Genomic DNA, 21,224 nt, shown 5'->3' with positions numbered 1-21,224 from the left:
CTCACACAAAATTCGCGGCGCACGTGCCGATGCCGTGCAGCGTCATTTCGAACCGGTCGCCCTTGGCTGCGGGCTCCAGCGGCACGACGGAGCCTGACAGGATGATGTCCCCGGCATCGAGCGTGACGCCATGCGCGCCCAGCGTATTGGCGAGCCACGCAACAGCCTGCGCCGGATCGCCTTGAACGGCATGGCCGTAGCCTTCCGAAAGCGGCTCGCCGTTCTTGGTAACCGTCACATACAGGTTCGGAAGATCGTGCTCGCGCGGGTCCGCTCGCGCGTCGCCGAGCACGAAGACACCGCAGGAGGCGTTGTCCGAGACGGTATCGGCGATGGCGATTTTCCAGTCGGTGATGCGCGAGTCCACGATCTCGAAGCACGGGACGATTGCTTCGGTCGCTGCGATCACCTGCGCCGCCGTGACGCCCGGGCCGTTGAGGCTTTCCTTGAGAATGAAGGCGATCTCCGCTTCCGCACGCGGCGCTATCAGTCCCTTCGCGTCAATGTCGATGTTCCCTTCGACGTGCATCCAGTCGGTCAGGAAGCCGAAGTCCGGCTGGTGCACACCCAGCATGTCCTGAACGGCCTTGCTGGTCACACCGATCTTCTTGCCAACGATCCGTTCGCCCTGTGCGGTGCGCCGCGCAAGGAAACCCAGCGAGATGCGATAAGCATCGTCAACGGTCAGCGTAGGATCGCTATTGATGAGCGGCTCGATCGTGCGGCGTTCGCGCAGCGCGCGGAACAGCGCGTCAGAAAACCCGTCGAGCTGGGCCTCCCTGTCCGCAGCGGTCATAGAAATCCTCCATCCTGATAAATTAGTGGCGCGATCCCCTCGCCAACCCTGGCCTGCAGAACACGGGCGATGACGATGCTGTGAGTGCCGTAGGCCAGCATGGCGTCGATCACGCAGTGCAGGTTCGCCTGTGCCCCTGCCAGCTCGGGCAGGCCCGTCTCGTTCGACTGCCACTGCCCCATGCCGAAACGCTCGGACTGGGCAACACCTCCACCAAAGGCGCCCGCAACGTCGGCCTGGTCACGCGACAGCAGGTTGATCGACAACGGCGCCGTCGGCACCAGCGTCGCATGAAGGCTGGCTGAGCGGTTCACGCAGACCAGCAGCGCGGGCGGATCCATCGTCAGCGATGTGACAGAAGTGGCAGCGATACCCACCGGCCCGTCATTGCCTTGTGCAACGACGATCGAGACCGACGCGGCAAGGCGGCGCATGGCCGCCTTGAACACGGCCGGCAGCCCGTCAGCCACGATAGGATAGCCTTCAGCCATCAAGAAACCCGATGGCATGACGGTTGAACTCCTCGGCGCGCTCGACCTGAACCCAATGGCCCACGTTGTTGAAGGTCATCGTCCGTACATCGCACCCCGCGTCGAGGAACAGCCGCGTGCCCCGTTCCGGGCAGAACTCATCCTGAAGCCCCCAGAGAACCAGCATCGGCTGCTTCACTTCCCCAAGGCGCGGGCCGAGATTGGGGGTGCGCATACGGGCGAGCACGTCCTTCGGCTGCGTCCTTGCAACGGCATAGCGATCGGCCACAAGGCTGTCGGGAATACTGGCGACGAAGCTGGGATGCACGAGGTTGGAGACGAGCCTCTTCTGCTCTTCCACGCTGAAGTCCGGACTACCGAAACCGGACACCATCCTGGCGATCCCGGGCATCTGGAAGTAGGCGGCCTGCTCCTCGATGCAACCGGGCGCCATGAGGACCAGCGACGTCACGAACGCTGGATCATCGAGGGCGATCTGAAGCGCAATTCCGCCGCCCAGCGAATTGCCCACAAGCGCCGCGCTTTCGATGCCATGCGCGCGCAGGGCCTCATGGACGCTGTCAGTGAACAGCTGCAGCGTGTAATCGATGCCTTCCGGCTTCGAGGATGCGCCATAACCGATCAGGTCCGGCAGGATCACGCGATAGCCTGCCTGGACGAAAGCACCCCAGTTCTGACGGAAGTTCGACGCTCCCGAAGCGCCGGGACCGCTGCCGTGCAGGAACACGACCGCAGGCCCCTCCCCCGCCTCCTGGAGGTGGATGTCATAGCCGCCGTCGACGGCATACGTGTACCCGCGAAGATCGGACATGACGACCTCAGACGAAGGGGTTCATCGGGGGCAGGCCGATCATCGAGCCGATGACGTCTGCCGAACGGTTGTGGATATCATTGGCAACGTGGGCACGGCCGGCGTTGAGATCGAGCCAGGGCTGGATGATCTCGCTGCTCATGTAGATGGCCCGGCCGCCGAGCAGCTGCACGATGTCATCCACGAGATCGGCCAGACGGCGAACCACGGTTGCGGACTGGCCCGCGAAATAGACGCGCCGTTCAAGCGGGATGACCTCGCCGCTGTTGGCATAAGCCATCAGCTCCTCGAACGTGAGGCGAAGCGTCGCCTCCATCTCGTCGATCTGCATCTGCGCATTGGCGATCGCGGCATGAAGGATGGGATCGGCCTTCGAGGCCTTGCCGGTGTTGGTGGACACGCGGTCCTTCATGATGGCGACACCGGCGTCCACTGCGGCCTGCGCACCGCCGAAGGCTGCCGTAGAAACCGAGCGCACGAAAACCTGCGCCCAGGGCAGGCTGAAGAGCGGCGCGGTGTTCACCTCCTGCCCGGGGTTCGTGCAGTGGAAACCGTCGCTGCCGCGATGGGTACGATAATCGGGAACGAAGACATCGTCGACGATGATGTCATGACTGCCCGTGCCCTGAAGACCGAAGGTGTGCCACGCGTCGAAGTCGATCGTGTAGTCGCTGCGCGGGAGCAGGAAGGTGCGCATTTCCATTGCGTCGCCTTCGCTCTTCGGGGGAACGAAAGCACCCAGCAGCACCCACTGGCAATGAGCCGAACCGGTTGAGAACCCCCAGCGGCCGGAGAGACGGAAGCCGCCGTCGACGTGAGTCACCTTGCCGACCGGCTGATACGAGGAGGACGCCAGCGTATCGGCGTCCTCACCCCAGACTTCCTGCTGCGCCTTGTCATGGAACAGGGCGATCTCGAAAGGATGGCAGCCTACGACGCCGTACATCCAGCCGGTGGACATGCAGCCTTGCGCAAGCGCCTTCTGCACTTCGAAGAAGACGTTCGGCTCCATCTCGTACCCGCCGAAACGCTTGGGCTGGAGAATCCGGAAAAAGCCGTTCTTCCGCAGCTCCTCGATCGTTTCCGCAGGGACATTGCGGTCCGCAACGCACTGACGGGCCCGCGACTTCAGCGCCGGGATCATCGCCTTTGCCCGCGCAATCAATTCCTCCGGCGAAGGCGCCTGCCCGACATTCTCGCGCACCACAGCTGCAACCATTTCGCTGTCCACTCCCATCGACTCGTAAAATCCAGACAATCTTCGTAGACATGGCTAGTGAGAAATACGCAAATCGTCAATTGCAAAGCGTTCTGGCTTTCGATAGTGAGCTTTTGAGCAAAATTGATGGCGCGAATCATCGAACGCCAGCAGGAGAAGGAAGCCTTGGAAACGTCCCCCATCCTCATCGACCCTGCGAGCCTTGGCCTCGCTGGCCAGGTGGCGATCGTCACGGGTGGCACGCGCGGTCTCGGCCGTGACATTGCGGCAATCCTTGCGCAGGCGGGGTGCTCCGTCACCGTCTGCGGGCGCAACGACCCGGGCCACCTTCCCGGAGGCGTGGCGTTCCAGGCTGCCGATGTTCGTGACGCGGAGCAGGCCGCCGCCCTGGTGGATGGTGTTGTCGCGCGGCACGGCCGCCTCGATATCGTCGTCAACAACGCCGGTGGTTCGCCCGCCACGGAAGCGCAGAACGCCAGCCCGCGCTTCGTCGACGCCATTCTCAAGCTCAACCTGATGGCTCCGCTGTTCATGGCACAGGCCGCCTATCCGCACATGAAGGCGTCGGGCGGCTCGATCGTGAACATCGCCAGTGTCTCAGGCATCCGCCCCTCGCCGGGCACCGCGATCTACGGGGCTGCGAAGGCAGGACTGCTTAATCTTACGCAAAGCCTTGCTGCCGAGTGGGGGCGCGATGGCATCCGGGTTAACGCGATCATCGCGGGCCTGATGCAGACTGAAACTTCGGCGACCACATACGGCGATGCCGAAGCTCAGGCGAAGGTAGCCGCATCGATGCCGCTGGGCCGGATGGGTACCGGCAACGATCTGGCCGGCGCGGTCCTGTGGCTGTGCTCGCCGCTTGCCCAATGGGTCAGCGGAGCGCGGATCAACGTCGATGGCGGCGGTGAGCGGCCGTATTTCCTCGATCTCGTGAAGGGGGCTTGAATTAGATGGGTGTTAAGTCGCTTGGCTATGTAGTCGTGGAGACTGCAAAGCCGGAGAAATGGGAGCATTTCCTGACCGAACTGGTCGGCGCGATGCGCACGACCGGCGCGGCTGACAGTGCAGCCCTCTACCGTATCGACGACCGCCTCTTCCGCTTTCGCATTCAATCAGGCGACACCGAGCGCCTGGTTGCAGCTGGCTACGAAATGGGCAGCGCGGACGAGCTTTCGACACTGGCCGAGGCGTTGTCGGCAGGCGGCCACCCCGTGAGCTGGGCGAACGAGGACGAAGCCCTCGCACGCGGCGCGCTGGGCCTGCTGCGCACCTGCGATCCCACCGGCAACGGCCTTGAGTTCTATCATGGCGACAAGAAACTCGCCGAACCGTTCGTCTCGCCGATCGGCGTCGAGGGGTTCGTTACAGGCGACATCGGCATGGGCCACGCGGTCTTTGCCGCGCCCAACTTCGAAGAAACTTACCGCTTCTACAAGGATGTAATCGGGCTGGGCGACACGGACCTTCCGGTGTTTCACCTGATGGGCCCGGAAAACCCGCCGATGCACTTCGCCTTCATGCATGGCGAAAACGGGCGTCATCACTGCCTGGCGCTGGGCGAAAGCCCTGTCCCGCCCTCCGGATGCGTCCACCTCATGGTCGAACTGCCCAACCTCATTGAGGTTGGCAAGGCATACGATCGCATGCGCGTCCACGGCTATCCGGAGAGCGCATCGCTCGGCCGTCACGTCAACGACGAGATGACCAGCTTTTACGTCCAGACCCCCAGCGGCTTTGATCTCGAAATCGGCTGCGACGGTCTGGTGATCGATCCGGGCACCTGGGAAACGACCCGGCACGAACAGATCAGCGTCTGGGGCCACCTTTGGGCCTGGCAAAAAGCAATGGCGGAACAGGAGGCGAAATGACCGTGGCAGTGAAGGCCGCCGCTCTCGACAAGCGCATGACCGCGGCGGAAATCGTCGGTCAGTTGCAGGACGGTATGACGATCGGCATCGGCGGATGGGGGCCGCGGCGCAAACCCATGGCGCTCGTACGCGAGATCATGCGTTCGGATCTCAAGGACCTCACCATCGTGTCCTATGGCGGCGCGGACGTCGGCATGCTCTGTGCTGCGGGCAAGGTGAAGAAGCTCGTCTTCGCTTTCGTGTCGCTCGACGCGATCCCGCTGGAACCCTGGTTCCGCAAGGCGCGCGAAGCCGGTCAGATCGAAGTTCTCGAACTGGACGAAGGCATGTTCCAGTGGGGCCTCAAGGCAGCCGCGTTTCGCATGCCGTTTCTGCCAACCCGCGTCGGCCTTGGCACGGACCTTGCCGAGTTGGGCGGGCTCAAGACCGTTCAGTCGCCCTACGATGACGGCGAAGTGCTGATCGCCATGCCTGCGCTAAAGCTGGACGCAGCGCTGATCCACGTGAACCGCAGCGACTGGCGCGGCAACGTGCAGGCGCTCGGCCCTGACACGTATTACGATGAGTGGTTCGCCAAGGCCGCGGACAGGACCTACGTGTCGTGCGAGGAACTGGTCGACCGCATGGAAGATCACTACCCGGAAGACGTGAAGGCGAATGTCTTCGAACGCTGCTTCGTGACCGGCGTGGTAGAAATCCCCTTCGGTTCGCATCCAAGCTCCATGCCGCCCGCCTATGGCTGGGACATGAAGGCGTTCAAGGCCTACGCCGATGCCGCCAGGGAAGAAGGTGGCTGGGCCGCGGCGGCACCCCGTTTCGTGGGTACGGACGAAGCGTCCTATCTTGAAGGTTTCGGTGGAAAGGAGGCGGTCGCGGCTCTCCCGCTGCCGATATTCTGATGAGCAATGTGACCCTTGCAGAGCTGTGCATCTTCGCCTGCTCCGAAGCATTCCGCACGGGCGCGGAACAGATTGCGACCGGCATCGGCCCGGTTCCGCGCGTCGGCGCGGGTCTTGCCAAGCTGACTCACTCGCCGGGCCTGATGATGACCGACGGCGAGGCCTATCTGGTGGAGCAGCCGGTGCCGCTCGGGCCGCGTGGAGACTTCAAGCCCAGGTTCGCCGGCTACCTGCCCTTCTCGCGCTTCTTTGACAGCGCGGTGTGGACCACGGGCCGCCGTCACGCGATGGTGACCCCCACTCAAGTCGATCGGTTCGGCCAGACCAACCTCTCGCAGCTGGGCGGAACGCACCATCAACCCAAGACGCAGATGCTGGGCGTGCGCGGCTTCCCGGGCAATTCCATCTATCACGCGAACTCCATGTTTATTCCCTTCCATTCGAAGCGCACCTTCGTGGAAGGCGAAGTGGATATGGTCTCGAGCGCCGGCTACAATCCGGCAAAGCGCATTCCCGGCGGCGCCTACGGCGACATCGACCTGCGTTTCATCGTCACCAATCTTTGCGTGATGGATTTCGGCGGCCCCGACCATGCCGTTCGCGTGGTCTCCCTGCACCCCGGCGTGACATTCGCGCAGGTGCAGGAGCAGACCGGGTTTCCGCTGATCGACGCCGTAGCCGGCGAAACGCCGCTTCCGGGCGAAGACGCGCTGGAAATCATCCGCCAGCTCGACCCGCACAACATTCGCGCCACGGTGATCAAGGACAACCCGGCAGCCCTTGGCACGGCTGCCGCCGGGAGCGCTGTTGCATGAGCGACGCCTTCGTCCCTCGCCAGCCTCAGGATCCCGTCTACGAGACGGACCAGCCCGTTCGTTATGAAACCGACGGACCGGTCGCCTGGATCATGATGGACCGGCCGACCTTCAACAACGCGCAGAACAGTCAGATGACCTACGCGCTCGATGAAGCGTTCCGACGGGCCACCGACGCTGACAGCATCAAGGTGATCGTGCTCGGTGGCGAGGGCAAGCATTTCAGCGCCGGACACGACATCGGCACTCCGGGGCGCGACCATCTGGTCCCGTTTGAGCGCAAGCACCTGCTGGCCGATCACACCAACCGGCCCGGCGCCGAACTGCTCTATACCCGCGAGCATGAGGTCTATCTGGGAATGTGCCGCCGCTGGCGGGACATTCCCAAGCCGACCATCGCCATGGTACAGGGCGCCTGCATTGCGGGGGGCCTGATGCTGGCCTGGGTCTGCGATCTCATCGTCGCGAGCGATGACGCCTTCTTTCAGGATCCGGTGAACCGCATGGGCATCCCGGGCGTCGAATACTTCGCGCATGGCCATGAGCTGCCGCCGCGCATTGCCAAGGCGTTCCTGCTGCTGGGCGAACGCATGCCCGCGCAGCGGGCCTTCCAGTACGGTATGGTCAACGAGATCGCCCCCCGCGCCGAGCTGCGCGACACGGTCTCGACCATGGCTCACGAAATCGCCACCCGCCCTCGCCTCGGCAACTGGCTGACCAAGCAGGCGCTCAACCACGTCGAGGACCTGCAGGGCAAGCGTTCCGCGATGGATGCGGTGTTCCACATGCACCACTTCGCCCATGCCCAGAACGATCTCGTTTCCGGCAATTCGCTGGGCGGTCTCGACGGCGCGAAGATGGCCCAGGCGAACAAGAAGCAGGCAGGCGAGAACTGAGCCGATGACAGACGTTCTCGAAACCGCACTCACACGGAGGTTCGGCTGCCGCCTTCCGGTCATCCAGACCGCGATGGGCTGGGTTGCGAAGCCCGAGCTCGTTGCCGCATCCAGTAACGCGGGCGCTTTCGGCTTCCTGGCCGCTGCCGTCATGGCCCCGACGGAAGTGCGCGAAGGCATCGCCCGGCTGCGCGACATGACGCCTCACAACTTCGGCGTGAACTTCCACAGCTTCCAGCCCGGCGCCGCCGAGATCGTCCAGATCATCCTGGAGAACGCCGATCGCGTGCGCGCGGTCAGCTTCGGGCGTGGCCCGGATGCAAAGATGATCGGCAGCTTCCGCGACAAGGGGATCATCTGCATTCCCACTGTCGGCGCGGTGAAGCACGCTGAGAAGATGGTCGCCCTGGGCTGTGACATGATCACCGTGCAGGGTGGCGAAGGCGGCGGCCATACCGGTGCCGTTCCGACCACGATCCTCCTGCCGCAGGTGCTTGATGCCGTCGACGTTCCCGTCGTCGCCGCCGGCGGCTTTGGCGACGGGCGCGGACTGGCGGCGGCTCTGGCCTGGGGCGCTGCCGGCATCGCCATGGGTACGCGTTTCCTGATGACCGCCGAAAGCCCGGTCCCAGCCGGCCCGAAAGCCGCTTACGTCAAAGCGGGAACGGGTGACATCATCGTTTCCACCAAAGTCGACGGTTTGCCGCAGCGCATGATCGTCAATCCGCTGCTCGGCCGGATCGAGAAGGCGGGCAAGGTGGCGATGTGGAAGCGTGCCCTTGAAGCCGGGATGGACATGAAGCGCCAGACCGGCATGAGCTGGGCTCAGGTTATCGCCACGGCCCGCGGCATGACCGCGCACGGCGAAATGCCACTTTCCCAGGCGATGATGGCTGCAGCCGCGCCGATGATGATCCAGCGCGCGGTCGTTGGCGGCGACGCACAGAACGGCTTGATGGCCACGGGCGCCGTGGCCGGACGGCTCAAGGATCTGCCGACCTGCGCCGAGTTGCTTTCCCAAATCGAATCTGAAGCGCGCGCGCGCGTTGGCGCGCTATGTGGACAGGACAAATCCTGATGCCGATCACATGCACCATCCAGGATCGAATAGCGGAAATCGTCTTTGACGTTCCGCCGGTCAACGCTTTCGACAGCGAGACATGGCTGTCGATCCCCGCAATCGTCAGTGCGGCCGCCGCGAACCCCGAGGTCAACTGCGTGCTGATCCGCGCCGCCGAGAACTCCCGCGGCTTCTGCGGTGGCGTCGACATCAAGGAGATGCAGGCGCATCCTGAGCGGATCACTTTGCTGAACCGTGGCAACTATCTTACCTTCAAGGCGATCCGCGATGCGGAAGTGCCGGTGGTGGTTGCCGTGCACAGCTTCGTCATCGGCGGCGGCATCGGCATCTGCGGTGCGTCCGACACGATTATCGCTGCGGATAATGCCTACTTCTCGCTGCCGGAAGTCGATCGCGGCGCGATGGGCGGCGCAAGCCACCTCTCGCGCATGCTGCCGCTTCACAAGGTGCGTGCGGCCTTCTTCACCGGCGGCAAGATCCCGGCGGAAGAAGCGTATCGACTGGGCGCGATCGAGAAAGTCGTCGCGCCCGAAGCGCTCGTGGAAGAAGCCCGCGCCTTCTGCACAGTCATCGCATCGAAGAGCCGCAAGGCGCTCGTGATTGCCAAGGAGGCACTCAACGGTCTCGAACCGCGCGATGTCGATCGAGGCTACCGCTGGGAACAGGGTTTCACTCTGGAAATGTACATGCACGAGGATTCGCAGAAGAGCCGCGACGCGTTCGTGGCGACGGGGAAGGCGGCGACGTTCTGATGGGCCTGGCCTACACTCCCCAGCAAGATGCATTCCGCGCCGAGGTGCGCGAATGGCTCGAGGCCCATGTGCCCAAGCAGCCGCTCGTCACGCTCGAATGCCGCGAAGGCTATGACCAGCACGTCGAATGGGAGCGCACGCTCGCCAGCGGCAACTGGGGCATGGTCACCTGGCCCGAAGCTTATGGCGGACGCGGCCTCGACCTGATCGAGTGGCTGATCTTCGAAGAGGAATACTACCGTGCGGGAGCGCCGCTGCGCGCCAACCAGAACGGCATCTTCCTGCTCGGCCCGACGATCATGGAATTCGGCACCGACGAACAGAAGGCCCGCTTCCTCTCGCCCATGGCGCGCGGCGAAGTGATGTGGGCGCAGGCCTGGTCGGAGCCCGGTGCCGGCAGCGACATGGCGGCGATCTCGTCCAAGGCCATTCGCGATGGCGATCACTATGTCCTGACGGGCCAGAAAACCTGGTCGAGCCGTGCCGCTTTCGCGGACTGGGGCTTCGGCATCTTCCGCACCGATCCGGACAGCAAGCGCCACAAGGGCCTGACCTTCATCCTGTTCGATCTGAACACGCCGGGGATCACGCGTCGTCCGATCCGTCAGCTTCATGGCGAAACAGGTTTCGCCGAACTGTTCTTCGACGAGGTCCGCGTCCCGGTCGAGAACTGCCTCGCCGGCGAAGGCCAGGGCTGGAACGTCGCGATGGCGACGGCGGGCTTCGAACGTGGGCTGATGCTGCGCTCTCCCGGCCGTTTCCAGGCTGCGGCCAAGCGCCTGGTCGAACTGTACCGCGCGGATCACGAGGAAGCTTCCCCCGCAGTGCGCGAGGCCGTCCTCCAGGCGTGGATGGGTGCACAGGCCTATGCCTACAACACCTACTCCGTCGCGGCCCGGATCATGGCCGGCGGCAAGATCGGTCCCGAGGCCAGCCTGAACAAGATCTTCTGGTCCGAACTGGATCGCTCTCTGCACCGTGCGGCCATGCAGTTGCTCGGCGCGGCTGCGGAACTGAAGCACATGGGCGATGGCAGCATCAACCAGTGGTTGGAAGGCTACATGTTCTCGCTTTCGGGGCCGATCTACGCCGGGTCCAACGAAGTACAGCGCAATATCACGGCGGAACGCCTGCTCGGGCTGCCGCGGGTAGGAGCAGGTTGATGGATTTCCGCTACACCGAAGATCAGCTGCTGCTCGCCGAGGGGGTGCGCGACTATCTGACCGGCATGCATGGACCCGAAGTGCTGCGGCGGCTCGACGAACAAGGCAACCGCGATCCGGAGATCTGGCAGGGCCTTGTCGATCTGGGTCTGCCCGGCTTGCTCGTTCCGGAAGAACTTGGCGGCATGGGCCTTGGCCTTGTCGATGCGATCCCGATCGCCATAGAGTGCGGCCGGGCCTGCGTTTCCGAACCGCTGGTCGACACGGCCTTCGTTGCGGTGCCCTGGCTCCAGCGTTCGGGAGACAACGAAGCGCTTGCCGCCATTGCTGCAGGTGAACGCAAGGTCAGCCTACCCCACGCCATCAACCCGTGGGTGGCAGATGGCGAAGGCACTCCGCTGCAGAGCGTCGATCCGCTGCGCAACCTGACGACCGCGCCTTCCGCATCAACCGGTGACCCGTACCTGCTCGATCTCGGTGCGCTGATGAGCGCGGCCCAGCTAGTAGGCGTGGCCGAGGCCATGCTCGCCCTCGCCGTGGACTACGCCAAGATGCGTACGCAGTTCGGCCAGCCTATCGGCGGGTTCCAAGCCATCAAGCACCAGCTTGCGAGCTGCTCACTGGCGATCGAGTTTGCCCGCCCGGTCCTCGCCCGCGCGGCCCATGCGCTTCAGGAGGGTGCTGAAACGGCAAGCTATCACGTCAGCCACGCCAAGATCGCGGCCACCGATGCGGCGACCCTGACGGCCGAGACCGCGATTCAGGTCTTTGGTGCAATGGGATACACCTACGAGGTGGACCTCCATTTCTGGATGAAGCGCAGTTGGGCACTTTCCGGCGCCTGGGGGTCGCGCGGCTTCCACATGAAACGCATCGACGATGCCGTCATCGGTGAGGCCATGCCGATCGGCCCTGAACATACCTTCGCCTGAGAGAGAGAAACAAGAGAATGCCCGAGGCCTATATCATCGATGCCGTGCGCACGCCGATTGGGCGCAAGAAAGGCAGTCTGGCGCACATTCACCCGGCTGACCTCGGCGCTCACCCGATCAAGGCGCTGGTGCAGCGTACCGGCATCGATGCCAATGCCGTGGATGACGTCGTCTGGGGCTGCTGCGATACGATCGGCCCGCAGGCGGGAGACATCGGTCGCACCGTGTGGCTGGTTGCAGGCCTGCCCCAACACGTCCCCGGCACCACCGTCGACCGGCAATGCGGCTCGAGCCAGCAGGCCCTGCACTTTGCGGCTCAGGGCGTGATGTCGGGCACGCAGGACCTCGTCGTCGCCGGCGGCAGCCAGGCCATGAACGCGATTCCGATTTCAGCCGCGATGCTGGCCGGTCAGCCCTATGGCTTCGAGGAGCCGTTCACCGGCTCCAAGGGCTGGGTCGAGCGCTACGGGTCCGGCGCGCTCAACCAGATCAAGTCGGCAGAAATGATTGCCGAGAAGTGGGACATCAGCCGCCGGGAAATGGAAGAGTTCGCTTTCGCCAGCCACGAGCGCGCGCAGGCAGCAACCGATGCGGGGTGGTTCGCACAGGAAATCGTCGCTCTCGAAGGCCTGGAAAAGGACGAGACCATTCGTCCGACAACGACGCTCGAAGGTCTCGCGGGTCTCAACCCGGTGATGGAAGGCGGACGCGTAACGGCCGGTGTCGCCAGCCAGAACTGCGACGGCGCGGCAGCGATGCTCATCGCCTCGGAACGGGCGGTGAAGGACCATGGCCTCACGCCCCGTGCCCGCGTCCACCATCTGTCGGTCCGTGCCGACGACCCGGTGTGGATGCTGACCGCTCCGATCGCCGCCACCCGGCACGCGCTGAAGAAAGCCGGCATGAGCGTTGCCGACATCGATCTTTTCGAATGCAACGAGGCTTTCGCTTCGATTCCGCTGGCGTGGATGAAGGAGCTTGGGATCCCACATGAGAAAGTGAACGTGAATGGCGGCGCCATTGCACTTGGCCACCCGCTCGGGGGGACCGGCGCGCGTCTCATGACCACCCTTCTGGGCGCGCTGGAGCGTACCGGTGGACGCTACGGATTGCAGACGATGTGTGAAGGCGGCGGTCAGGCGAACGTTACCATCGTCGAGCGCCTCTGAACGGATCGCGGCAACAAGGAAGGCTTTCGGGCGCAAAGTAATGGCCGGTGAAGCCAGCGCCCGAATGCAGGACACTATGGCAGGCAAGGAAAGCTGAATGGGTATCTGCGATCATCGTACCGTCATCATCACCGGGGCAGCCCGGGGCCTTGGACGGGCCTATGCACTTGCTTTCGGCGCAGAGGGCGCCAACGTCGTCGTCAATGACATCGGCACTTCGCTCGGTGGCGAAGGGCGCGACACCAGCGCTGCGGATGCCGTCGTCAAGGAAATCATCGAGGCCGGCGGGAAGGCAATCGCCAACTACGAGGACATCACTGACTGGGACGCGGCGAAGCGCATCGTCGATGCCGCGATCGAGGCATTCGGTGACCTTCACGTCGTCGTCAACAACGCCGGTATCGTGCGCGACCGCATGTTCGTGTCGGCAACGCTCGACGAATGGGACGCGACCATGCACGTGCATCTGCGCGGACACTTCTGCGTCTCGCGCCATGCGGTCGACTACTGGCGCGGCAAGCAGAAGGAAGGGCGCAACCCCGACGCACGCATCATCAACACCACCAGTGGTGCCGGTCTTCAGGGCTCGATCGCCCAGTCGGCATACTCGACGGCCAAGGGCGGCATCGCTTCGCTCACACTGGTGCAGGCCGCAGAGCTCGGCCGCTACGGCATCACTGCCAATGCTCTTGCTCCTTCGGCACGCACGCGCATGACCGAACAGGCGTTCGCTGAAAAGATGGCCACCGAAGGCCAGGACTTCGACGTCATGGACCCGGCCAACATCGCACCTGCCGTCGTCTGGCTCGGTTCCGCGGCATCCGCCCATGTGACCGGCTGCGTCTTTGAACTGGAAGGCGGCAGGATCATGATCGAGGACGGCTGGCGCGAAGGCCCGGTCATAGACAAGAACGCCCGCTGGGAACCCGCCGATGTCGGCACGGCAGTCGACAAGCTGCTGGCCGAACGGGTTGCTCCGCGCAAGGTTTGGGGGACTGCCTGATGGAATTTGCCTTCACTGACGAACAGAGGATGGTTGCGGACACCGCCCGCGACTTCTTCGTCGAAAACGCCACCAGCGAACGCACGCGCAAGGCGATGGCGGCGGACGGCATCGATCGCGCGCTGTGGAACGACTTCTGCAATGAACTGGGCCTTGCGGGCGTCAGCATTCCCGAGGAACTGGGCGGCGCAGGGCTTGGCCTCGTAGAACTGGCGATCATCGCCGAAGCCGCCGGGTCGCAGGTTGCCGCCCTGCCGCAACTGGGCTCGCTCGTCCTTTGCGCCAAGGCGATCGCCGCCGGTGGCACTGCCGAGCAGCAGCAGGATATCCTGCCCGGCCTGCTCACTGGAGAGACTATTGCGGCCTATGTCCATGATCCCGTCTTCGCGGGCAGCGATGGGGCCATCTCCGGCACTGCGCAGTTCGTGCTGCACGGCGCCAGCGCGCAGACGTTCGTCGTCACCAGCAACAGTGAAGGCTGGGTCGTCGCCGCCGATGCGCCGGGCGTGACGGTCATGCCGCTGACGACGATGGACCAGACCCGCCCTTATGCCCGCGTGACGCTTGACGCAGTGCGCGGAACACCCCTGGCGGATGCGGGCAAAGCGATGCAGGCGGCACATCAGGCCGGCTTTGTCGCCGTTGCTGCCGAGGCCCTGGGCCTGGCGCAGGAGGCGCTTGACCGCACCGTCGCCTATTCGAAGGAACGGGTGCAGTTCGGTCGGCCGATCGGTTCGTTCCAGGCCTACAAGCACCGCGTCGCGGACATGATGGTCGACATCGAACAGGCGCGTTCCGCCGTCTACTGGGCCGCCTGCGCCATCGACGAAGGTGCCGAAGAGGCCGCGCTCGCAGCGCATTCCGCGAAAAGCTTCGCGGCTGATACCGCCTTTCGCTGCGCTGCGGACATGATGCAGCTGCATGGCGGCATCGGCTTCACCTGGGAGCATGACTGCCACCTGTTCTTCAAGCGTGCCCGCGCGCTCCAGTCGATGCTGGGCGATGGCAACTGGCACCGTGAACAAATCGCCAAGATGGTCCTGGGAGAGACCGCATGAAGCTGGGATTTTCGCCGGAAGAAGAGAGCTTCCGCAAGGAATGCGCCGAATGGCTGAACGGTCAGATGAATGGCGAATTCAAGGACATCAAGGGCATCACCACCCTCACCGCCAAGGCTGAACGCCGCAAGGAGTGGGAGCAGCAGCTGGGCGCTCACAACTGGTCATGCGTGGGCTGGCCCGAGAAGTGGGGCGGCCGCGGCGCCACTCTTGCCGAGCAGGTGATCTTCGCCGAGGAATACGCGCGATCGGGCGCTCCCGGCCGTGTCAACCACATCGGCATCGAACTGGCAGGGCCCACCCTGCTCGCCTTCGGCACCGAAGAACAGAAGCAGCGCTTCCTGCCTGACATCGCGGCGGGCAGGACGATCTTCTGCCAGGGATTTTCCGAGCCGAACGCCGGCTCCGACCTTGCTTCCGTGCGCACCAAGGGCCGCCTCGACAAGGACGAATGGGTGGTCAGCGGCCAAAAGATCTGGACGAGCCTTGCGCATATTTCAGACTGGATATTCGTCGTCACCCGCACCGAGGAAGGCAGCACGGGTCCCAAGGGACTGACCTTCCTGATGATGGAGCTCGACCAGCCCGGCATCGAGGTTCGCGGCATTGAGCAGATCAATGGCGATGCCGAGTTCAACGAGACCTTCTTCGACGAAGCGCGGTGCCCGGCAGACAGCATGATCGGCGGTATCGGCGAAGGCTGGAAGATCGCCATGGGCCTCCTTTCGTTCGAGCGCGGCGTCTCGACGTTGGGCCAGCAGATGGCGTTCCGAAACGAGCTCGACGAGATCATCGCGGCCGCCAGGGCGAACGGTTCGGCCAACGACCCGCTCATCCGCCAGCGCATCGCCAAGGCCGAGATCGGCCTGCGCCTGATGCGCTATGGCGCCCTGCGCATGCTGTCGAATACCGACCATTCAAAGGTTGACGGCGCGGCCCTGACCTACAAGATCCAGTGGGCGAGCTGGCGCCGCAGCCTGGGCGAACTTGCCATGGATGTCCTCGGCCAGTTCGGTGAGGTCACCGAAAGCCCGAACTACGAGTGGGACACGCTGCCCAACCTGTTCCTCTATTCGCGCGCCGACACGATCTACGGCGGGACCAACCAGATCCAGCGCAACCTGATCGCCGAACGCGGCCTGGGCATGCCCCGCGAACCGCGCGGAGACAAGTGAATGACCGGCTTCATCCCGAACTACCCCGAACCGCGCGGCCTCCTGAAGGGCAAGACCGTCGTGATCACCGCCGCCGCCGGAACCGGCATCGGATCCTCCGCCGCCCGGCGCGCGGCAGAAGAAGGGGCGACCGTCCTCATCAGCGATTTTCATGAGCGGCGTCTTGGCGAAGCCGCCGATCGCATCGCGGCGGACGTCGGCGTGCGCCCCGCCACGTTCGTCTGCGACGTGACCGACCAATCGCAGGTCGATGCCTTGCGCGATGCTTCGCTGCGTGAACTCGGCCAGGTCGACGTGCTGATCAACAACGCGGGTCTTGGCGGCGAAGTCCCCGTGACCGAAATGACCGACGACCAGTGGAGCCGGGTCCTGGACGTGACGCTGACAAGCGTGTTCCGCATGTCGCGCGCGTTCCTGCCTGCCATGTACGAGCGCAAGAACGGCGTGATCGTGAACAACGCCTCGGTCCTTGGCTGGCGCGCGCAGAAGGGACAGGCGCATTACGCCGCCGCCAAGGCGGGCGTGATGGCCTTCACGCGGTGCTCTGCCGTGGAAGCGGCCGAACACAACGTGCGCATCAACGCCGTCGCTCCATCCATCGCGATGCACGCCTTCCTGGCCAAGGTGACGACCGACGACCTGCTGGCCGAACTGTCCTCGCGCGAGGCTTTCGGCCGTCCGGCAGAGGTGTGGGAAGTCGCCAACGTGATGATGTTCCTGGCGTCGGATCTGTCGTCCTACGTGACCGGCGAGGTGCTCTCGGTCTCCAGCCAGCGAGCCTGAGCATGACCCGGATTGTCGATAAGCCCGCCGACCTGCTCACGCTGGTCGGCACGCGCCTCGGCCCGACGGACTGGATACGGGTCGACCAGGACCGGGTGGACGGGTTCGCCAATGTCACCGGTGATCACCAGTGGATCCATGTCGGTGTCGAGCGCGCTACGGACGGTCCGTTCGGCGGCACGATCGTTCATGGTTACCTCACCATGAGCCTCATCAATCTGTTCCTGCCCCAGCTCATCGAAGTGCGCGGCTTCGCGCATGCCGTGAACGTGGGCCTGGACAAGCTGCGTTTCCTTGCCCCGGTTCGAACCGGCTCGCGCATCCGTGCGACCAGCGAGATCGTTTCGGCCGAGGAAGTCCGGGGCGGTATCCAGTCAGTCGTCCGCGTGACCATCGAGATTGAAGGTGAAGACGGCCAACCCGCCGACAAGCCTGCGCTCGTTGCAGACACCATCAGCCGCTACTTCCCCGAATAACATCCGCCAGACCCGCGCGGCGCGGCGAGAGCTTCGCCCCTCCGCCCTGGTTCCGGCACGCTCAAAGGAACATCAGATGCGCGAAGCAGCCATCGTCGCCACCGCCCGCACGGGCATCGGCCGCGCCTATCGCGGCGCCTTCAACGACACCGAAGCACCGGTGATGAGCGCCCACGTCGTCGACGCCGTCCTCGAACGCTCGGGCATCGATCCGGCGCGGGTGGACGACGTTTATCTCGGCGTCGGCAACCACTGGAACACGCAAAGCTATAATCTGGGACGCCTGACGGTTCACGCATCGAAGCTTCCGAACACGGTCGGCGGCTTCACACTGGACCGCAAGTGCTCCTCCGGTCTCAACGCCATCGCCCTGGCGGCGCGCGGTATCGTCGCGGACGAGATCGACGTCGCTGTCGCCGGCGGCATGGAATCGATCTCGCTCACCATCGGCAAACATCAGCCGACGTACCGCAACCGCTCGCAGGCGGTGATCGCCGCAGACACCCACGCCTACATGCCGATGATCGAGACGGCGGAAGTCGTCGCCGAGCGTTACGGCATTTCGCGCGAAGAGCAGGACCGCTTTGCCGCCCTCAGTCAGACTCGCGCCGCAGATGCCCAGCAGAACGGGCGCTTTGCCGAGGAGATCGTTCCGATCACCGTCACCAAGGCGCTGTTCGACAAGGAAGGCAACGAAGCCGGGAAGGAAGAACTGACGCTGGCGCATGACGAAGGCGTTCGCGCCGGAACCACGTTCGAAAAGCTGCAGGAACTCAAGCCCGTGTTCAAGGGCGGCAGCGTGATCCAGGAGGGTCGCCACGTCACGGCAGGCAATTCTTCGCAGCTTTCCGACGGCGCTTCGGCGCAACTGGTCATGGACCTGGCCACGGCACAGAAGGAAAACGTGCCGATCCTGGGCATCTACCGGGGCTTCCAGGTCGCGGGTTGCGAGCCGGATGAAATGGGTGTCGGACCGATCTTCGCCATTCCCAAGCTGCTGAAGCGGGCCGGCCTCTCGATCAACGATATCGGCCTGTTTGAAATCAACGAGGCTTTCGCCAGCCAGGCTGTCTACTGCGAGCAGAAGCTGGGCATCGATCCCGACACGCTGAACGTCAACGGCGGCGCCATTGCCCTTGGTCACCCCTTCGGCATGAGCGGCAGCCGCCTCGTCGGCCACGCCCTGCTTGAAGGCAAGCGTCGCGGCGTGAAATACGTGGTCGTCTCCATGTGCATTGCCGGTGGCATGGGCGCTGCAGGTCTTTTCGAGGTCGCCTGATCGATGCTGGACCCGCTGCCTTCGACGATCCCCCATGCTGCGATGGTTGCGGCCAAGCGCTGGGGCGATGCCCCGGCGCTGATCGAGCGGGGAGAAACCTGGAGTTTCAACCGCCTCTGGCGTGAGTCCATTCGCGCTGCAGGCGCCTTCACCGCGCGCGGGATCGGACGCGGGGAGCGGGTCGCCATCTGGGCGCCGAACAGCCGCGAGTGGATTGTCGCGGCCGTCGCGGCGATGCTGTGCGGGGCAGCGATCGTGCCGCTCAACACGCGCCTGAAAGGCCGGGAAGCGGGTGATATCCTGGGCCGGGCGCATGTGAAGCTTCTGGTCACCGTGAGCAGCTTCCTGGGGCAGGACTATCCGGCCCTGCTCAAGGGCGAAGATCTCCCGGACCTGAAAGGCATCCTCCTTCTTGACGACGGGTGGGATGCGCTGCTGGCGGATGCACCGCAGCTTGAATCCAAGAAGGTTGAGGCGATGCTCGGCGCCTTGTCGGCCGACGACGTGTCGGACATCATCTTCACCAGCGGCACCACCGGCAGGCCGAAGGGCGTGCTGATGACCTACGGCCGGGTCATTCCGCAGTGTGGCGTGTGGATCAGGAACACGCGACTTGGCGAAGGCGAACGCTATCTGATCGCCAATCCGTTCTTTCACTCTTACGGGCTGAAGGTTGGCTGGGTTGCGGCCCTGCTTGCCGGAGCGGTCACCGTCCCCATGGCCCAGTTCGACGTTCGCCAAGCGGCGCGCCTTATCGAAGAACAGCGGATCAACTTTCTGCCCGGTCCGCCCACCATCTTCCAGATGCTGCTGGACGAACTGGAAGAACGCCCATTCGACACCACTTCTCTTCGTGGCGGCACCACAGGCGCTGCAACCGTGCCGCCGGTTCTGGTCGAGCGTATCCGCACCGAACTGGGCATCAAGGATATCATCACCGCTTACGGCATGACCGAGTGCGTGACCATCACGTCCTGCCTCCCGGGCGATCCTGCCGATCTCATCGCTCATAGCTGCGGTGCGCCCATCCCCGGCAACGATGTACGGATCGTGGGGGAAGACGGGCAGGAAGTGGCACGCGGCAAGACGGGTGAGATTATCGTGCGCGGACAAGGCGTGATGCTCGGCTACCTCGACGAACCGGAGGCCACGGCTGCCGCTATCGATTCCGAGGGCTGGCTGCATACCGGCGACGTGGGCACCATGGACGAGCGCGGCTATGTGCGCATCACCGATCGCAAGAAGGACCTATACATCTCGGGCGGGTTTAACTGCTACCCGGCTGAGATAGAGAAACTCCTCAGCCTGCATCCCGCCATCTCAATGGTTGCCGTGATCGGTGTACCCGACGAGCGCATGGGCGAAGTGGGGAAGGCATTTGTCGTACGCCGGCCCGGCGCCAGCCTCGAAGCTCCGGAATTGCTGGCCTGGGCACGTGAGAACATGGCCAACTACAAGGTTCCCCGCCAGTTTCAATTCCTCGAAGAGCTGCCCCGCAATGCATCGGGCAAGGTCACCAAGCTGGCACTGCAGACTTGAACCTGCGAGCGGACCGTCAATCCGGGCCGGCCAACGTCGGTACGAACCTGACGCCGGGCTGGCCGTGCTCCCTACAGGCTTGGTGCGCCCCGGCCCAGGCTCGGGACACACGGATTGGCGTGCGGCAATGTGATTCAGGCTCCGCAAGGAGCCCACTGGCCGATTTGCGGGACATCCACTCTCCAAGCCCGTCAAAATCAGCAAGGTGGAAAGCTTGTTCATGTGCTCATTGCCATCGGCCACGGCATTGAGGTGATGCCATCGGCAGCGGTGTGCTCTGCCGCCACTCGGTGAGTGAGTGGGTGGAAAACGTGTCTTCGCGTTTGGCGGCAGATTCTGAAGAGCCGAGAGCCGATCACCGCACACCTCTCCTCCGTTCCCCGAAGCAGTGCTTCTTCGCTCATCAGCCTTTGAGGTAATCGTAAGCGGCACCGTCCCCTGTTGGCTCGTCTGTGTGGTTGTAGGGGCAGGATTCCAAACGTCGCGAACGCACGTGCGCTCGGATCCGACCTCCACCTCGAACGCCACCTTCCGCACGGCGCCTAGAACCTCCTCGCGCACCGTCGTCTTCAGCGAGCGAATGGAATGCGCCTTGCCGACGCCGCGATCAGAGCGTGGGGCACTCGCAAACAGTACTGTTACACAGCGCCGCGCCGCCCTGGTCCCAAAGGCCGCCTGTGCGACACCACTGTGCCACACAGCGATCTTGGAATTCTTCCAAGATGCTAGCAACTTAGCCCCGCCTCGCGGACCCTGCTGTGCGACAGTTGTGTGCTACAGTTCCGGAGCGACAATCCCTGAAGCGGCTTTTTTTCCAACGACTTCAGGGAAGGTGGTGCCGCTTACGTGACTCGAACACGTGACCCCATCATTACGAATGATGTGCTCTACCAACTGAGCTAAAGCGGCGTCCCTTGCGGGCAGGCGCGGCGTTTACATGGGGAAGGCTTGGTGTGCAATCGCCTTCGTGCACTTTTTTTGCACTTATTTGCAGGCTGCGCCGTGTCCCCGCAATG

21 protein-coding genes and 1 tRNA gene are annotated in these 21,224 nt (G+C 64.0%); 17 read left to right on the top strand and 5 right to left on the bottom strand.

The features are described 5' to 3' along the window. Position 1: 1 nt before the first annotated feature. From QOL62_RS06045 to QOL62_RS06030, 4 genes are read right to left on the bottom strand one after another with little or no spacing between them, the layout of a single operon-like run. A complete protein-coding gene (locus tag QOL62_RS06045; RefSeq protein WP_283405592.1) occupies positions 2-796 on the bottom strand; it encodes a fumarylacetoacetate hydrolase family protein in 795 nt (264 codons plus the stop codon). Beyond that, on the bottom strand, positions 793-1,305 hold the full coding sequence (locus QOL62_RS06040) for a flavin reductase family protein (protein WP_283405591.1): 513 nt from the start codon (positions 1,303-1,305) through the stop codon (positions 793-795). Before QOL62_RS06040 ends, QOL62_RS06045 begins: the two co-directional genes overlap by 4 nt. Beyond that, the gene (locus QOL62_RS06035; protein WP_283405590.1) at positions 1,280-2,098 is read right to left on the bottom strand and encodes an alpha/beta fold hydrolase; all 819 of its coding nucleotides are present in this window, start codon (positions 2,096-2,098) and stop codon (positions 1,280-1,282) included. The genes QOL62_RS06040 and QOL62_RS06035 overlap by 26 nt, the downstream gene beginning before the upstream one ends. A 7-nt stretch (positions 2,099-2,105) precedes the next feature. Beyond that, positions 2,106-3,317 carry an acyl-CoA dehydrogenase family protein gene (locus QOL62_RS06030; RefSeq protein WP_283405589.1) on the bottom strand — a complete coding sequence of 404 codons (1,212 nt, stop codon included), beginning with the start codon at positions 3,315-3,317 and terminating at the stop codon, positions 2,106-2,108. A 126-nt stretch (positions 3,318-3,443) separates the two neighbouring features. Here QOL62_RS06030 and QOL62_RS06025 point away from each other — a divergent pair, with 126 nt between their 5' ends. From QOL62_RS06025 to QOL62_RS05945, 17 genes are all read left to right on the top strand, one after another. Beyond that, positions 3,444-4,265, top strand: a complete 822-nt coding sequence (locus tag QOL62_RS06025; RefSeq protein WP_283405588.1) for an SDR family oxidoreductase — start codon at positions 3,444-3,446, stop codon at positions 4,263-4,265. A gap of 5 nt (positions 4,266-4,270) precedes the next feature. After that, positions 4,271-5,188 (top strand): VOC family protein, encoded by a 918-nt coding sequence (locus QOL62_RS06020; protein WP_283405587.1) that lies wholly within the window; start codon positions 4,271-4,273, stop codon positions 5,186-5,188. After that, complete coding sequence (locus tag QOL62_RS06015) at positions 5,185-6,087, top strand: CoA transferase subunit A (protein WP_283405586.1); 903 nt, start codon at positions 5,185-5,187, stop codon at positions 6,085-6,087. The genes QOL62_RS06020 and QOL62_RS06015 overlap by 4 nt, the downstream gene beginning before the upstream one ends. After that, positions 6,087-6,902 carry a CoA-transferase subunit beta gene (locus QOL62_RS06010; protein ID WP_283405585.1) on the top strand — a complete coding sequence of 272 codons (816 nt, stop codon included), beginning with the start codon at positions 6,087-6,089 and terminating at the stop codon, positions 6,900-6,902. Before QOL62_RS06015 ends, QOL62_RS06010 begins: the two co-directional genes overlap by 1 nt. Further along, on the top strand, positions 6,899-7,798 hold the full coding sequence (locus tag QOL62_RS06005) for an enoyl-CoA hydratase (RefSeq protein ID WP_283405584.1): 900 nt from the start codon (positions 6,899-6,901) through the stop codon (positions 7,796-7,798). The genes QOL62_RS06010 and QOL62_RS06005 overlap by 4 nt, the downstream gene beginning before the upstream one ends. Before the next feature lie 4 nt (positions 7,799-7,802). Further along, positions 7,803-8,876, top strand: coding sequence for an NAD(P)H-dependent flavin oxidoreductase (locus tag QOL62_RS06000; RefSeq protein ID WP_283405583.1), 1,074 nt, complete (start codon positions 7,803-7,805; stop codon positions 8,874-8,876). After that, on the top strand, positions 8,876-9,631 hold the full coding sequence (locus tag QOL62_RS05995; RefSeq protein ID WP_283405582.1) for an enoyl-CoA hydratase family protein: 756 nt from the start codon (positions 8,876-8,878) through the stop codon (positions 9,629-9,631). Before QOL62_RS06000 ends, QOL62_RS05995 begins: the two co-directional genes overlap by 1 nt. Continuing rightward, positions 9,631-10,794, top strand: a complete 1,164-nt coding sequence (locus tag QOL62_RS05990) for an acyl-CoA dehydrogenase family protein (RefSeq protein ID WP_283405581.1) — start codon at positions 9,631-9,633, stop codon at positions 10,792-10,794. Before QOL62_RS05995 ends, QOL62_RS05990 begins: the two co-directional genes overlap by 1 nt. Then, a complete protein-coding gene (locus QOL62_RS05985; protein WP_283405580.1) occupies positions 10,794-11,726 on the top strand; it encodes an acyl-CoA dehydrogenase family protein in 933 nt (310 codons plus the stop codon). Before QOL62_RS05990 ends, QOL62_RS05985 begins: the two co-directional genes overlap by 1 nt. Positions 11,727-11,743: 17 nt before the next feature. Beyond that, entirely contained in the window at positions 11,744-12,895 is a 1,152-nt protein-coding gene (locus QOL62_RS05980) for an acetyl-CoA C-acetyltransferase (RefSeq protein ID WP_283405579.1), read from the top strand. A gap of 97 nt (positions 12,896-12,992) precedes the next feature. Continuing rightward, positions 12,993-13,898, top strand: a complete 906-nt coding sequence (locus tag QOL62_RS05975) for an SDR family oxidoreductase (RefSeq protein WP_283405578.1) — start codon at positions 12,993-12,995, stop codon at positions 13,896-13,898. After that, on the top strand, positions 13,898-14,956 hold the full coding sequence (locus QOL62_RS05970; RefSeq protein ID WP_283405577.1) for an acyl-CoA dehydrogenase family protein: 1,059 nt from the start codon (positions 13,898-13,900) through the stop codon (positions 14,954-14,956). The genes QOL62_RS05975 and QOL62_RS05970 overlap by 1 nt, the downstream gene beginning before the upstream one ends. After that, a complete protein-coding gene (locus QOL62_RS05965; protein WP_283405576.1) occupies positions 14,953-16,131 on the top strand; it encodes an acyl-CoA dehydrogenase family protein in 1,179 nt (392 codons plus the stop codon). The genes QOL62_RS05970 and QOL62_RS05965 overlap by 4 nt, the downstream gene beginning before the upstream one ends. Further along, entirely contained in the window at positions 16,132-16,914 is a 783-nt protein-coding gene (locus QOL62_RS05960) for an SDR family oxidoreductase (RefSeq protein ID WP_283405575.1), read from the top strand. Between the two features lie 2 nt (positions 16,915-16,916). Continuing rightward, on the top strand, positions 16,917-17,390 hold the full coding sequence (locus QOL62_RS05955) for a MaoC family dehydratase (RefSeq protein WP_283405574.1): 474 nt from the start codon (positions 16,917-16,919) through the stop codon (positions 17,388-17,390). 76 nt (positions 17,391-17,466) lie between these two features. Next, positions 17,467-18,669, top strand: a complete 1,203-nt coding sequence (locus tag QOL62_RS05950) for a thiolase family protein (protein ID WP_283405573.1) — start codon at positions 17,467-17,469, stop codon at positions 18,667-18,669. A 3-nt stretch (positions 18,670-18,672) separates the two neighbouring features. Beyond that, on the top strand, positions 18,673-20,208 hold the full coding sequence (locus QOL62_RS05945; RefSeq protein ID WP_283405572.1) for an AMP-binding protein: 1,536 nt from the start codon (positions 18,673-18,675) through the stop codon (positions 20,206-20,208). A gap of 833 nt (positions 20,209-21,041) precedes the next feature. Here QOL62_RS05945 and QOL62_RS05940 read toward each other — a convergent pair. Then, a tRNA-Thr gene (locus QOL62_RS05940) sits at positions 21,042-21,117 on the bottom strand. Between the last annotated feature and the right edge of the window lie 107 nt (positions 21,118-21,224).

Origin of the sequence: Novosphingobium panipatense (genome assembly GCF_900182875.1) — a bacterium.
In the GTDB taxonomy this organism is placed as follows: Bacteria; Pseudomonadota; Alphaproteobacteria; order Sphingomonadales; family Sphingomonadaceae; genus Novosphingobium; species Novosphingobium panipatense.
Note: the sequence above shows the minus strand (reverse complement) of the source record. Positions and strands in the feature narration are given on the sequence as shown.

What these genes read in the sequence shown, in the direction of transcription:
- QOL62_RS06045 (WP_283405592.1), bottom strand. Translation starts at nt 796, where the DNA reads ATGACCGCTGCGGACAGGGAGGCCCAGCTCGACGGGTTTTCTGACGCG.
- QOL62_RS06040 (WP_283405591.1), bottom strand. Translation starts at nt 1,305, where the DNA reads ATGCCATCGGGTTTCTTGATGGCTGAAGGCTATCCTATCGTGGCTGAC.
- QOL62_RS06035 (WP_283405590.1), bottom strand. Translation starts at nt 2,098, where the DNA reads ATGTCCGATCTTCGCGGGTACACGTATGCCGTCGACGGCGGCTATGAC.
- QOL62_RS06030 (WP_283405589.1), bottom strand. Translation starts at nt 3,317, where the DNA reads ATGGTTGCAGCTGTGGTGCGCGAGAATGTCGGGCAGGCGCCTTCGCCG.
- QOL62_RS06025 (WP_283405588.1), top strand. Translation starts at nt 3,444, where the DNA reads ATGGCGCGAATCATCGAACGCCAGCAGGAGAAGGAAGCCTTGGAAACG.
- QOL62_RS06020 (WP_283405587.1), top strand. Translation starts at nt 4,271, where the DNA reads ATGGGTGTTAAGTCGCTTGGCTATGTAGTCGTGGAGACTGCAAAGCCG.
- QOL62_RS06015 (WP_283405586.1), top strand. Translation starts at nt 5,185, where the DNA reads ATGACCGTGGCAGTGAAGGCCGCCGCTCTCGACAAGCGCATGACCGCG.
- QOL62_RS06010 (WP_283405585.1), top strand. Translation starts at nt 6,087, where the DNA reads ATGAGCAATGTGACCCTTGCAGAGCTGTGCATCTTCGCCTGCTCCGAA.
- QOL62_RS06005 (WP_283405584.1), top strand. Translation starts at nt 6,899, where the DNA reads ATGAGCGACGCCTTCGTCCCTCGCCAGCCTCAGGATCCCGTCTACGAG.
- QOL62_RS06000 (WP_283405583.1), top strand. Translation starts at nt 7,803, where the DNA reads ATGACAGACGTTCTCGAAACCGCACTCACACGGAGGTTCGGCTGCCGC.
- QOL62_RS05995 (WP_283405582.1), top strand. Translation starts at nt 8,876, where the DNA reads ATGCCGATCACATGCACCATCCAGGATCGAATAGCGGAAATCGTCTTT.
- QOL62_RS05990 (WP_283405581.1), top strand. Translation starts at nt 9,631, where the DNA reads ATGGGCCTGGCCTACACTCCCCAGCAAGATGCATTCCGCGCCGAGGTG.
- QOL62_RS05985 (WP_283405580.1), top strand. Translation starts at nt 10,794, where the DNA reads ATGGATTTCCGCTACACCGAAGATCAGCTGCTGCTCGCCGAGGGGGTG.
- QOL62_RS05980 (WP_283405579.1), top strand. Translation starts at nt 11,744, where the DNA reads ATGCCCGAGGCCTATATCATCGATGCCGTGCGCACGCCGATTGGGCGC.
- QOL62_RS05975 (WP_283405578.1), top strand. Translation starts at nt 12,993, where the DNA reads ATGGGTATCTGCGATCATCGTACCGTCATCATCACCGGGGCAGCCCGG.
- QOL62_RS05970 (WP_283405577.1), top strand. Translation starts at nt 13,898, where the DNA reads ATGGAATTTGCCTTCACTGACGAACAGAGGATGGTTGCGGACACCGCC.
- QOL62_RS05965 (WP_283405576.1), top strand. Translation starts at nt 14,953, where the DNA reads ATGAAGCTGGGATTTTCGCCGGAAGAAGAGAGCTTCCGCAAGGAATGC.
- QOL62_RS05960 (WP_283405575.1), top strand. Translation starts at nt 16,132, where the DNA reads ATGACCGGCTTCATCCCGAACTACCCCGAACCGCGCGGCCTCCTGAAG.
- QOL62_RS05955 (WP_283405574.1), top strand. Translation starts at nt 16,917, where the DNA reads ATGACCCGGATTGTCGATAAGCCCGCCGACCTGCTCACGCTGGTCGGC.
- QOL62_RS05950 (WP_283405573.1), top strand. Translation starts at nt 17,467, where the DNA reads ATGCGCGAAGCAGCCATCGTCGCCACCGCCCGCACGGGCATCGGCCGC.
- QOL62_RS05945 (WP_283405572.1), top strand. Translation starts at nt 18,673, where the DNA reads ATGCTGGACCCGCTGCCTTCGACGATCCCCCATGCTGCGATGGTTGCG.